General features: G+C 41.7%; 11 protein-coding genes. 4 read left to right on the top strand and 7 right to left on the bottom strand.

The features are described from left to right. Positions 1 to 176: 176 nt before the first annotated feature. On the top strand, positions 177 to 2,372 hold the full coding sequence (locus IM797_RS23075) for an ATP-binding protein (RefSeq protein WP_194129568.1): 2,196 nt from the start codon (positions 177 to 179) through the stop codon (positions 2,370 to 2,372). On the opposite strand, the gene IM797_RS23070 is transcribed toward IM797_RS23075, so the two are convergent. Both IM797_RS23070 and IM797_RS23065 read right to left on the bottom strand, forming a co-directional pair. Then, entirely contained in the window at positions 2,369 to 4,075 is a 1,707-nt protein-coding gene (locus IM797_RS23070; protein WP_194129567.1) for an FAD/NAD(P)-binding protein, read from the bottom strand. The two genes, IM797_RS23075 and IM797_RS23070, sit on opposite strands and share 4 nt — an antisense overlap. Positions 4,076 to 4,082: 7 nt before the next feature. Then, entirely contained in the window at positions 4,083 to 4,562 is a 480-nt protein-coding gene (locus tag IM797_RS23065) for a low affinity iron permease family protein (RefSeq protein WP_370583112.1), read from the bottom strand. Positions 4,563 to 4,784: 222 nt separating this feature from the next. Here IM797_RS23065 and IM797_RS23060 point away from each other — a divergent pair, with 222 nt between their 5' ends. After that, complete coding sequence (locus IM797_RS23060) at positions 4,785 to 4,946, top strand: lmo0937 family membrane protein (RefSeq protein ID WP_194129565.1); 162 nt, start codon at positions 4,785 to 4,787, stop codon at positions 4,944 to 4,946. 66 nt (positions 4,947 to 5,012) lie between these two features. On the opposite strand, the gene IM797_RS23055 is transcribed toward IM797_RS23060, so the two are convergent. Continuing rightward, positions 5,013 to 6,521 (bottom strand): hypothetical protein, encoded by a 1,509-nt coding sequence (locus IM797_RS23055; RefSeq protein WP_194129564.1) that lies wholly within the window; start codon positions 6,519 to 6,521, stop codon positions 5,013 to 5,015. Between the two features lie 152 nt (positions 6,522 to 6,673). Further along, positions 6,674 to 7,477: a universal stress protein gene (locus IM797_RS23050; RefSeq protein ID WP_194129563.1), complete on the bottom strand. Its 804-nt coding sequence runs from the start codon at positions 7,475 to 7,477 to the stop codon at positions 6,674 to 6,676. 127 nt (positions 7,478 to 7,604) lie between these two features. Between IM797_RS23050 and IM797_RS23045 the strand changes: the two genes are divergently transcribed. Then, positions 7,605 to 8,840 (top strand): carboxypeptidase-like regulatory domain-containing protein, encoded by a 1,236-nt coding sequence (locus tag IM797_RS23045; RefSeq protein ID WP_194129562.1) that lies wholly within the window; start codon positions 7,605 to 7,607, stop codon positions 8,838 to 8,840. 44 nt (positions 8,841 to 8,884) lie between these two features. Then, positions 8,885 to 9,958 carry a PA0069 family radical SAM protein gene (locus IM797_RS23040; protein ID WP_194129561.1) on the top strand — a complete coding sequence of 358 codons (1,074 nt, stop codon included), beginning with the start codon at positions 8,885 to 8,887 and terminating at the stop codon, positions 9,956 to 9,958. A gap of 4 nt (positions 9,959 to 9,962) precedes the next feature. On the opposite strand, the gene IM797_RS23035 is transcribed toward IM797_RS23040, so the two are convergent. From IM797_RS23035 to IM797_RS23025, 3 genes are all read right to left on the bottom strand, one after another. Next, complete coding sequence (locus IM797_RS23035; RefSeq protein WP_194129560.1) at positions 9,963 to 10,895, bottom strand: hydroxypyruvate isomerase family protein; 933 nt, start codon at positions 10,893 to 10,895, stop codon at positions 9,963 to 9,965. Further along, on the bottom strand, positions 10,888 to 11,850 hold the full coding sequence (locus tag IM797_RS23030; RefSeq protein ID WP_228099064.1) for an FAD:protein FMN transferase: 963 nt from the start codon (positions 11,848 to 11,850) through the stop codon (positions 10,888 to 10,890). Before IM797_RS23030 ends, IM797_RS23035 begins: the two co-directional genes overlap by 8 nt. A gap of 81 nt (positions 11,851 to 11,931) precedes the next feature. Beyond that, on the bottom strand, positions 11,932 to 13,257 hold the full coding sequence (locus tag IM797_RS23025; protein WP_194129558.1) for a Gfo/Idh/MocA family protein: 1,326 nt from the start codon (positions 13,255 to 13,257) through the stop codon (positions 11,932 to 11,934). Between the last annotated feature and the right edge of the window lie 25 nt (positions 13,258 to 13,282).

The following is a 13,282-nucleotide window of genomic DNA, read 5'->3' as shown; positions in this document are numbered from 1 at the left end:
TATCTAATCCATCCACCCAGGTCCACCTTTCTATGAATTACTGATCAGATGTTAAACAGGCATGAAGATTACAATTAAGGAATTAAAGCCTGAGCAAAAAAAGGCAAACATTTTCACTGCAAGTTATAAATTATTCAGAAGCTTGTTTAAATTCGCATTTCTTCAGCGTAATTTTAATGGAAAAACTAAAAAATAACTTTTTTCAGGCTTATTTTGCTATGCCCGTGCCACGTATAATCGTTAGAACCGACTGTCCGGAGTATACAATCCTCTCTGTCAATACAGCGTTTGAAACACTCATGGGACAGGCAGCAGAACAAGCGGCCGGAAAGTCTATTTTCCAATTATTTCAAGCAAATCCACCCAGCATTAATGGAAATGATTTATTAAGCGATGCGCTAGAAAAAGCAACAGATACCAATAACCCCATCGAAATTCCTAAACTTGAAATGGCTGCCAGTCAATCAAACGGAACTTTAACCTGGTATCATATTGAGTTGTTGCCAGTTGCCGAAACCAACGAAAAACCTGGCTATTTGATCATCACCACCAGGGATATCACACAAACTATACTAAATCAACTGGAGTTGGAAGAAGCCAGTTACCGTGAGCAAACGCTGCATGAAGAGCTGGCGGCAACCAATGAAGAATTACTCGCTTCCAATGAAGAACTCAGCACAACCATAGAAGACCTGAAACAATCAAGGGAAAGTTTGCAGGAATTGAATGATGAGCTGGAAAAAAGGGTCATGGATCGAACCGCCGAGCTTATGCTAGCCCAGGTAAAACTGAAAGAAAAGCATGCTCTGCTAGATACCATCATCAACGAAGTTCCTGCCGGAATTTGCGTATTTGATGGCCCGGAAATGAAAATGGAAATGGCCAACAAGAAGTTACTGAACCTCTGGAAAAGGGACGAGTCAATTATGGGTATGCCCTTAATCGAAATTATGCCAGAGCTAAAGGAACAGGCATTTCCACGTCTGCTTCATGAAGTGTATACTACTGGTATTGCGCACTCGGAAACGGATGCCCGTGCCGAATTGCTGGTTGAGGGGATTAAAAGAGTCGTATACCGGGATTTTTCATACACCCCAATTAAAAGAAACGATGGTAGCACGCAAAGTATTGTAGCTTTAACCATTGATGTCACAGAGCGTAGTTTGGCACGCCTTCGTGAACAGCAATTGATAGAAGAACTATCTGCCACCAATGAAGAATTATCTGCTTCAAATGAAGAACTGGCAACGACCAATGAAGAGTTGAACGAAGCTCATGAGATGCAACGGAAGTTAATATCCAATCTGGAACAAAGTGAACTGCGTTTCCGCATGGCTATAGAAGCTGCTCAAATGGGATCGTGGCACATCGAACGCAAAACAAAAGCACTTTTGTACAATGAAACCCTGGCCAAATTATTTGGCTACGAAGGGAAAACGCCCATGACTTATGACCAGGCCATTGCCCAGGTTACCGAAGATTGCAAAGAGAAATTGCTCGCCGAAATAGAAAAAGCCATCGAAGATGGTGGAGAATACGATGTGACTTATGCGCAGCGGCGCTTTAATGATGGCGAGGTGATCTGGTTACGTTCATTAGGCAGGGTAACACCAGATGAATATGGAAATTTCAGCGTTTTTTCTGGCGTAGTAATGGACATTACCGAACAAAAAGAGGATGAACAGCGTAAAAATGATTTCATTGGCATGGTTAGCCATGAGCTGAAAACACCTTTGACTTCATTAAAGGGATATGCACAAATCCTGCATCTGAAGGCCAAAAAAAATCAGGATGACTTTGCACTTTCTGCATTAGCTAAAGTAATTGACCAGATCAAAAAAATGACTGGATTAATTAACGGTTTTCTGGATATCTCCCGGCTGGAATCAGGAAAAATTCATTTAGATAAGAGCCATTTTAACCTGGATGAACTGATTCTCGAAAACATAGAAGAAACCAGTCTGCTCAACACCAGCCACCATATCATTTTTAACGCTTGCCCACAAGTTTCAGTAATTGCAGATCGGGACAAAATATCTTCTGTCATTTCTAACATTATAGGAAATGCAGTAAAATACGCTCCGGAACAAACAGAAATCGAGATTAATTGCGAATTGAATGATACACACGCCAGGATTACAGTGAAAGATCAGGGCACGGGCATCGCAGAAAAAGATGTAGAAAAACTCTTTGACCGCTTCTACCGTGTAGAAAGTGAACAGACACAACTGATTTCCGGGTTTGGTATCGGCTTATACCTTTGTGCTGAAATTATAGAACGCCACCATGGAACAATAGGGGTAGAAAGTAAAATCGGTGTGGGATCTACATTTTACTTTACTCTGCCCATAGCAAACCAACCTGTTGCTTAAACAAATAAACCTTTAACAATTGCTTTAGAGGCAGCTTCACTAAAATCCAATCCAGAATAATCGGGATTATATCCCCCGATGTAAGGTACAGCCATGACATAAATACGGTCATTCAATGCTCCATAGCTATCCACCACCTGAAAATGATCATTGATGGCAATTCCTGGTACGGTTAAATAATAATCCCCAAGGTCGTCCTGCGTAACGGCCCGACCGGCTTGTAAAGCTTTTTGACCTTCATCTGCCGATCGAAACTTCAGCTTCGCAGGGCTCACCGTTTGATTTTTCAATAAACTTTTAAAAGGAAAATCAGCATAAGCCATATGTGGCTGTCCTACACAGTTGACATAAGTTTTAAAATAAACAGCTTGTTTTTCACCATTTTCATCGGTGTAATGATACGTTGCACCCCCTTCACTAACGGCCTCTACTTCGCTATCTTCACCTACCGAGATCAGATCAAGCATGCCAGCCTGATGCATTGCCAGCAACTCCTCGCTGGAACTTTGCGGGATGTAAGCAATAACAATCGAAATTAAAGGAGAGAGCGATTTTTGCAATCGCTGCATATCTTCAGCAGAAAGGTACTTGGCGGGATAATTCAAAGCAAAACTCAATACCCCAAGCATCTCTTTCCAGTATACAGATTCCCGGCGACGAATGGACTGTTCTGCCTCCTTATACTCCGCTTTGAGCAATTGAAAAGGATCCAGACTTTCCCGAAGTGCCATCATGGCATCGACAAATTCTTCCAGCTTCATCTCTTTAATCTGTGCATAAAACTCAGGCTCTTTCGCTTGTATCGGGGCTTTAAAATCATGCTCAAACACATAATCTAAAGATAGGAAACCATCGTTTTGAGCAATATGCGCTGCAATTTCCGCTTCAGTAAGCAATGCATCATTAGACAAGTGCGAATCTTCCAAATGAAACCGTACGGCAGGTAACATGCCATTACGGGTGTGGAGCACCAATTTAAAGTTTGCACTTTCCGGGTACAATTGATAGGTTAGCTTGCCATCAGCATCTTTATCAAAAGCCCCGTTATATCTGGATAAGGTTCTGATTGCATCAACCGCTGTTAAGGAAGAACCTTTGATGGCTACCGGATGATCTAACTTTAAAGCTAGCTTAACTGGCGGATAAGGTGAATCGAAATAGCCTGGCACCTTACCTTCCTGATGCTGTGGCCAGTTGTGGCCAATGCAAATGATGGCGTGATCAAATTCGATTTGTTCCTTTCCATTGACCTCGATCAGCACTGTTTCCTGATCCGGGTTATCAATAATATCTGTGACCTCAGTGTTATAATATACTTCATAATCAATTCCAAGCTCCCTGGCCTGCTTCTGCAGCAAGTCGAATTGAGCCGTCAGGTATTGACCAAAAAGTAAGCGGGGCAAGACTTTATATTCATTAAATCGATTCGGGTCGATGTGAAACTTGTCCAAGGTATCTTTAGGTACAGATTTAACCCATTCCTCCAGGGTAGTTACAAGCAATGGAATTTCATTACTCGACACATTGGTGATGTGTTCATCATTCGCCCCATCAGCACTGTAAGGCATACCAGCACCTAGTTTCTTTTTTCGCTCAAATATGCGGATTTCCAGGTCAGTTTGGCCAGATTCCAACAAACGTTTGAACATAAATAAGCCGCTTGGTCCACCGCCAAGAATGGCAATACGTTTTATACTTTCCAATTTGTTATCAACTTTTATGAATGGTATGATCTGTGCTCTTTTGTTGCGACAACCGTTGATCTGCCGCTTGTCGATTCGCCTGATCTATAGAATGCGACTTGTGAATATCATCATCAGCTTCAGCTTTTTCAGAAAGTGTAGCGTAATATTTATGCAATACATCAAGTTCGAGTTCAGTCAGATCTTCAATATCTACCATACGGTTACTGGCATGCCTGCTGGCTGCAATAAGCTCATTCAGTTTCAGCTGAATGGCTTTTCCATCCTTGTTCTGTGATTTCTGAATGAGAAAGACCATTAAAAATGTCACGATGGTCGTGCCGGTATTGATGACCAACTGCCAGGTGTCTGAATAATGAAAAAAGGGCCCGGTAATCACCCATGTCAGCACAACACCTGCAGCAATTCCAAAAGCCATAGAGCTTCCGGTCCAGCAGGTGATCCGGGTTGCAATATTTTCAAATTTATTTTGTGCTTTAGATTTCATGCTCATTTTTAGTTGATGAAAAAATCATTAAAAAATTAAAAGCATTAACAACGTTTGCTTCACTTTGTTTAATAAATTAATTAAGGTTATTTCACAAAAAATGAAACAAAACATTTTTTACCCAATGATGTTTAATCACTAATCGACCTCAGGATGTTTAATCTTCATCCTAGTGGATCTCGAACATTAACGATTATTATATAAACTTAAAATAAAAAAATCATGGGAAATTTACTCTATTTGGTTGCTGTTGTACTGATCCTTTTATGGATATTCGGGTTCTTCTTTAACGGATTTGGTCCAAGTGCAGGGGGCTTGATCCACATTTTATTGGTCATTGCTGTCATCGCTATTCTACTTAAAGTGATCAACAGGGCATCGTAATTTCACAGTTTGGAATGATACGGTCATCATGGCGGTATTATTCCAAACTTCAATTACTACTTATTATTATCTTTTAGGAAATCGTTGTAACTTCTGTCGTTGCCAGGCAGTCCACTGGCTCAACGCAAATCTAACAGGTGAATCAGGATACAATGCGTTTATGCGCAATTGAAGGTTATTGTGGTCATCTTTAAGCTCATCGTACAAACCTATGAATAAAAAGTATTGGTAAACTGCATGATTTAGAAATCCAACATATTCATGCACAATTCCGTCTTCATGTTTGTTTTTCTCCGTTAATATTCCGTCTGAAATCATTTCGCCGTAGGCATTTTTAAATTCGTCTAGGCCTGCAGTCAGCTCTTTTTTAGCCACAAAATGAGGCAAATGTCCGTAAGCAGTTAACCGGACAAATTGTTTGAGCAGCAACAGTTTTTCCGTATAATAATTACTCTGATAGATTTTCTCACGAATAAACCGATAAATAAGCTCATAAAATATAAGGTCTGAAGGATACTGTTCCAGATGATCTTCCTCATTAAATTGCAGATAAAACTGCAGATGTATCGGAAATCTCAACTGCTCCAAAAGCATTGGGTTTGAATTGAGTGCAAGAACCAATCCCGATTTCATGGCAATTTGCTTAACCTCCGTTTCGGTTAACAAGGGCACATTAGACCCGGTTTCTTCATCATAATGATGGCCACGAAACCAATTGCTTTTCAGGAAATCTACATCCCCCATCAATGCGTAGAACCTGGTCCAGGTAGTAAGCCGCATACTCATGATCACTTTAACAACCGACGTTCGGGTTAAAGTCTGAAGAAAATCCACAATCTGACCAAAAAGCTCATCTTTGATTCTCCTTTCAGAAACCAGTTCGGTAAAATTATCAAAGATCAAAAAAAACTTTCCCTCCTGTAACTGGCATTGACGATCCAGATAACTGATCAGGTGCATTTGTGCAGGAATCCCAAGAATTCGCTTAATATACTCTTCCACTGTCGCTAAAGAGCCATTGGGCTTAAACAGATCGAGTGTTCTGACAAAAACAACAGTAGAATTGGAATAGGGAGCATCCGGGGCAAGAAAACAATCTGTGACCAAATGGCTTAAAAGTGTCGTTTTCCCACAACCACTATTTGCAATGAAGCACATCAAACGTTCCTCCCTTTCATAAAAGTCAAGCAGATCCTGCGCAGCAAATGACCTTCCAATGGTTTGCTTGATGGGGATCCCAGATCGGTATTGCATGGCTTTCAAAGCAACTGCGACTACACGGGCAGCCCTTTCCCTAACTTTCGTCCAGGAGGCGTCTTCTGCAGCAGAACGGTCACCCTCCACAGTAAAAGAAGAAGCATACTCTGATAAGGCCATCAAGGTATATCTGGAAAAATTGTAACTGACCGAAGCAAAACCAAAAAAACGTTTGATGGTGGTTTCACTTACATTCTTCTTAAAATCTGTCTGAATGGCTAAGGAAATGGCTTTACAATCTGAAGGTGTGATCACCTGAATCCCCCTTTTATAGAGAATGGAGGCTCTTAACTGATTCAATTGGGTGGATAAATTCATAGGAGCGCTAATTATTTTAACCATTTGATTTTTCTATAAACAAATATTTAAAAAAAATGTTTAAAAATTGAATCAATGGATAAATAAACCACGCACAAAACAAGTCTCAGTTCTCAGAAATGACATATTTATATCAATAACCATGCAGATCATCATATTGGAATAGACAATAATGGTATTTTTAGTCCTGCTGCCATAACTCTTGTTTTGCTGCGATGCACCATTGATGCCCAAAAGCCATAGGTCTTGGGGATCATGATTAACAGATCTGCCCGAAATTCTTCTATTTCTTTAGCAATCTCCTGGATAACCGAATTTGAAGCTACATTTTTATAATAATAGTGTATTCCCTCCAGTCCTTCATTCAAATCATAGGTCAATCCATCCATTTCCGAAATTTTCTGATCTACACTAAATATTTCCATTTCCCCGTCAAGTGTGGTGACAACCTCCTTAATTCTTGAAATGATGTGTTGAGGTACACCCTGGATCATATCACAGGCAAACAACACTCTTTTCGAACCTTCAAACTTAGCCCCCATCGGAACAGCAAGAATAGGTACCTTGAGCCGTTTAATTGCTCCTGTTGTCCTATTGCCCCAAAGATCCTGCTCCAAAGTACGTTCAGGCATCCCCAATACCAGTAATTCAGCTTCATAATCCAAAATGAGCCCTTTCAAGTCCTTTTCCAGATAGGAAAATGAAGTTTCATGGTCAACTTCAATATCGTATGCATAAGACAGCGTGAACGCTTTTTCTATCAGCCGGATTTCATTTTCAGTCATAAGTCTTTGAATCACATCTGCAGGTAATAAAGTATTAGATGCATGAAAAGGAATAACAAATGAATTGAACAAAATCAATTTCGCATTGATCTGTTTGGCGATCGCAGCTGCATAAGCTACAGCATTCTCAGCGATTTCAGAAAAGTCAGTTGCAGCCACGATATTTCTCATAAAGACAATGTTGGTGAAGGGTAAAGATAAAGGAGATCTGCCACGAGACTAAGATCCCAAATGTTAAAATTGCTAAAAAATTCTTTAATTTTTAATAAAAACTCAACGATTTATTACATTCGCCTTCATGATTAAAAAGCTGTTGGTCTTTCTGTTTACGCTCTTTGCTGGCATTCATGCTTACGCCCAAGCTTCGTTCTCCATAACCGGCACAGTACGCGACCAAAAAGAGACCTTGCCAGGCGCAGGGATTTATTTAAGCGGTTACCAGATCTCCACCGTGGCCGACATCAACGGAAATTTTAAAATCAGCAATTTACAACCAGGAAGTTATGACCTACTGGTGCAAATGGTCGGATATGTACCGTTCTCCAAAAGTGTAATCATCTCGGATAAATCCGTACAGGTAGATCTTGTTTTGAAAGAAAGTACAGTTCATTTAAATGAAGTGGTAATCCATGCCGATCCCAATCGTGCCAAATACATCAAACAGTTTAAAGAGTTTTTTATAGGTACCACGCCCAATGCGGCACAATGTAAAATCGTGAATCCCCAGGTGCTGAACATAGATTATGATGTCACCAAAAGCACATTGACCATACAAACAGATCAGTTTTTAATTATTGAAAATAAAGCATTGGGTTATCGTTTAAAATATATGCTCGACAATTTTGAGTACAACTCCAGAACACGCATCATTTACTTTTCAGGCCACCCCTTTTTTGAAGAGCTGAAATCCAGTGGGGAAACGCGGAAAAAATACATTGAAAAAAGAGAAATCGCTTACTATGGCTCTTCGCAGCATTTTTTCCGATCACTATATCGCGGAAACAGCAAGGAAGAAGGTTTCATCATCAACAAAATGATCAAGGTTCCGAATCCTTACCGCTACCCTGACAGCATCATTCAGAAAAAACTGACACAGCTAAAAAGCCAGGCCAAACCAAATGCCATCACCAAAAATCCAATGGCCAGGGATACAGCAATGATCGCTTTCTGGCGGAAACAGGAAGAAATGCCCCGATATGTAGACCAGCTGGACCGGCGGGAGATTTCGCCACAGAACCTGGTTTACACCTATAACAACAATTTAAAAATGCTCGATGCCACGGGTGCATTGGCAATCATTTATACAAAAGAAAGAGAATCCTTAGCTTATTCTAAAACGAGTTTCTGGATTTTCCGTCCACTTGATGTACCGGATTACGAAATTTCAGTAGCCAATCTGGCACACCGTGACATCCGCTTTTATGAAAGTGGTGGTATTTACGATCCGAGAGCAATGTTGTATGAAGGTTTTTGGGCCTATGAAAAAGTAGGCGATATGGTTCCAATGGACTATATCCCCCTGGAGAAAAAATAAATAGCCACATTTGTTTTTACTAAAATTATTAGTAATTTTAACTAATGATATTAGATGAAGAAAAGCCGGACAATTACCTAAAAGGTCGTGGAGCCCAATTCAACCCACACAATCGTTTTGCCAAAAATGACTATGTTCAGGAACATCAGGAAGGAATTGACGATTGGGAACAGGAAACTCACAAAACCAAATTCATTTATGGGAAGTCAAAATCTATTGTCAATAAAGTAGAAAGCCCTGATGTCGGCATGGCTTACTCCTTAAACCCTTACCAGGGTTGTGAACATGGTTGCACCTATTGCTATGCGCGCAATGCACATGAATATTGGGGTTTTAGCGCTGGTTTGGATTTTGAACAAAAAATCATTGTAAAAGCTGATGCCCCGGCACTGTTTAAGAAATTTCTGGAAAGAAAGAGCTGGAATGCCGAAACCATATCCCTATCGGGAAATACAGACTGCTACCAACCCGCCGAAAGAAAATTCAGAATTACAAGGCAATTGCTGGAGATTGCCCTGGCCTACCGGCAACCCATCGGCCTGATCACTAAAAATGCACTAATCTTAAGGGATAAAGACATTTTACAGGAAATGGCTAAATTAAACTTATGCATGGCCTATGTATCTATCAACAGTTTAAATGAAGACCTTAGACAAAAAATGGAACCCAGAACCACCACTGCAAAGCAAAGACTTAAAATTGTAGAAGAAATGAGTAAAGCAGGTATCCCCATGGGTGTCATGGTTGCCCCATTGGTACCTGGATTGAGCGATCATGAAATCCCTTCCATTCTCAAGACCATAGCCAATTGCGGTGCTATTGCCGCAGGTTATACAGTAGTCAGGTTAAATGGTGCTATCGGTGGTATATTTGAAGATTGGTTAAGAAAAAACTATCCGGACAGGTTTGATAAAGTCTGGCACATGATCCAATCCTGCCATGGTGGAAATGTAAATGACAGTAGGTTTGGCGACCGGATGCGTGGCGATGGAAGCATTTCTAAAATGATCCAGGATAGTTTCAGACTGCATTGTCGCTTGAATCATTTGAACGAAAAAAGAATCCAGCTGGATTCCAGTCTGTTTAAAGTACCGAAAATTCAGCTGGATCTATTTTAATTATTTATAAGAAGTTATCCACTTCCCGATAAGCCTGAATCACTCGCATTTCACCGGCTTTACCAGGCTGGGAATTGCCATGCTCCATACCCATCACACCTTTATAACCTTTCTCGTAAAGGTGCTTAAATAGATTCTTATAATTGATTTCTCCGGTAGTCGGCTCCTTTCTTCCCGGGTTATCCCCAATTTGGATGTAGGCAATTTCATCCCAGCAGCGGTCCATATTAACAATCAGCTGGCCCTCTGTTTTTTGCATGTGATAAATATCATACAAGATCTTGCAGGAAGTACTGTTTACGGCCTTGCAAACGGCATAAGTCTCATGCGTTTGTTGTAAAAACAGTTCCGGAGTATCGCTCAGGGTTTCCAATACCATAACTAGTCCATGTGGCTCAAATACTTCTGCCCCGGCACGCATGGCATCAATTACATTGGCAAATTGGTTGCCGTAAGGCAGCTTACGTTCATAAAAACCTGGCACCACAGTAAGCCACTTGGCATTACAGCGCTTAGCTGCTTCAACAGAACGTTTACAAGTATCTACAAAGTTATCTTTGAATTCTTTTTTCCCAGTGGTCAAAGAAGTCTTCCAGTTGTCGCCACTGTCTACTACAAAAACCCCCATCCGCATGCCCAGCTTAGCCAATAAATCACCTATTTTGCTTTGCTCCTCTACCGGCCTTTTCAGGTAACCATTGTCTTCAATGGAACGAAAGCCCTGGTCGTACATGAAGCGGATCTGATCCAGAAAATCGTCTCCTGCACTATTTTTGAACATGCCCTGGTGTGGGGCATAGTCTAAATTAAAAGTTTTGCCTGCGGCAAGACCATCTGTCTCTGCATTCTTGCTGCTGGCCAATACATCTAATGAACTGCCCGCAACAATTGCAGCTGCCCCTGCTAAACTATTTTTTAAAAAATCAATTCTATTCATGTGGATTGTTTTTTACATCTGTAATGATCATTTTTCTAAAGCCCCGGGTCATGGTATCGGCAACCATTCCATTTTTGCGGTGGTAAACCAGGTAAGCCTCCATTCCCTTTCTCGCATGAACAAACCTGAGCGCCTCCTCTACATCCATAGCCATCACGGCATTGTCGTAACCATCTGCCGTCAATGCATCCTTTGCGTACAGGGTAACACTGATCAACTCGTTATCTAAGGGATATCCAGTTTTAGGATTGATGAGGTGACTTACTTTTTTTTTACCACGTTCTACAAATTTCCGGTAATTGCCCGAGGTGGTTACTGCACCATCGTTGAGCTGGATCACATTGCGGATCACCGGCTCGTCACCCGCCCCTAATGCAGGCCCCTCCACGCCAATCCGCATCGCCGAACCATCAGGCTTGGGTCCTTTTATCCTTAACTCCCCACCAATTTCTACCACAAAAGCGGTAATCCCCATGGCGAGCAGGTAATCAGCTACCACATCCACACTATAGCCCTGCGCAATGCCATTGAGGTCAACTTGCAGACAAGGCTCATCTTTGTACAGAGAATCGCCCTTCAAATGGATTTTAGGCATCCCCACACATGGCAATATGGACTTAATTAAAGCGGCATCCGGAAATTCCAGGATCGGTTTAGCGCCAAAACCCCAGGCCTGAACCAATGGAGCTACGGTTACGTCAAACTTACCCTGGGTATCCTCGTAAATCGCAAATGACTTTTGCAGCACTTTTAACATATGAGGATCCAGCCTTAATCCATGCGCTGAGGCATTGAAACGGTTGATCAGGGTGCTCGGTTTGTACAAGGACATTGAAGCATCAATCACGGCTAAAATACTGTCTACACTAGATTTGGTTACCAAACTATCCACGGCAAAATACTTAATAGAGTAGTCCGTACCCTGCGCATAGCCATGAATATTAAACTCACGCATTGATTTCTTCTGATAAAAAAGAAGGAATAATGTTGAAATCCAAAACAGGAAATGCTTACCTATAGCCCACATCACCAGGCTTTATAATACCTTTGTTTTACCTGGCATTGGCACCGGATATAAACCATTCTCATCTGGCAATACTTTAGGATTTGATGTCCAGCTCAATTGATCCGGAAACAAACTGTTCTCCGCAGCCAGGGCCTCATCCCATTTAACAGGTTGTCCTGAATAGGTTGCATAGCGACCTATAATCGCAGTAAAACAACTTTTTGCGGCACGATCCGCATCCCAGAACTTATACTCGCCCTTACTGATGGCATCAAACAACTCGTCATGTTCGGTCTGATAAGGATTTGCATTTCCTTTTGAAGGGTGATTGAACAATTCTTTACCTTTAAGATCCCATAACATACCTTTATTACCGGCCGATAAATAAGTCCGGCCTTTGGTGCCCTGGAAAGTTTCATCTACCCGGTTTGCTGTACCTTCAAAGTGGCGGCACTGACTGTAGATTACAGCGCCATCTGCATAAGTCAGTTCTACTGAATGGTTGTCATAAATTTCTCCATAATCTTTTCCTGTTCTCCAGGCGCGACTTCCAGTTCCCTGAACAGAGACAGGATAAGCATTTTTAACCCAGTTGGCAATATCTATGTTGTGCACATGCTGTTCTACAATGTGATCACCGCAAAGCCAGTTGAAATAATACCAGTTACGCATTTGGTATTCCATCTCCGTTTGATTAGGCTGACGTTTTTTTACCCAGACACCACCGCTGTTCCAGTACACCTGTCCGCCCACAATGTCGCCAATCTGTCCGTCCTGAATGCGTTTCAGTGTTTCTCTGTAATTGGCCTGATACCTGCGTTGTAAACCAACCACAACATTTAATTTTTTCTGTTTGGCCAGTTCTGCTGCCGCCAGTACGCGCCGGATTCCTGGCGCATCAACCGCTACAGGTTTTTCCATAAACACATGTTTGCCCTGTTTCACGGCTTCTTCAAAATGCATAGGCCTGAAACCAGGAGGCGTAACCAGTAAAACCACGTCGGCGAGCGCGATGGCTTTGGCATAACCATCAAATCCGACAAATCTACGCTCCTGCGGCACGTCCACTTTCTCCTTAAAGCGTTCGGCGATTTTCTGATAGCTGCTGTTCAGGCGATCTTCAAAGGCATCGGCCATTGCCACCAGCTTCAGATTGGCTTTGGTACTCAATGCCTGAAAAGCAGCACCGGTACCACGGTCACCGCAGCCAATCAATGCAATTTTAATCGTATCATCAACAGAAGAGTGTGCTGCACCACCAGCAAAAGCAAATTGGTTCAGCATCATACCGCCTGTCAGCAGTGCAGAAGTTTTCAGGAAATCGCGCCTTTTGCCGCGTAGTTCATTGTGGTTCATCGTTTTGAGTTTATTTGGTTTTAAG

Source organism: Pedobacter sp. MC2016-24 (assembly GCF_015223055.1).
GTDB lineage: Bacteria > Bacteroidota > Bacteroidia > Sphingobacteriales > Sphingobacteriaceae > Pedobacter.
Note: the sequence above shows the minus strand (reverse complement) of the source record. Positions and strands in the feature narration are given on the sequence as shown.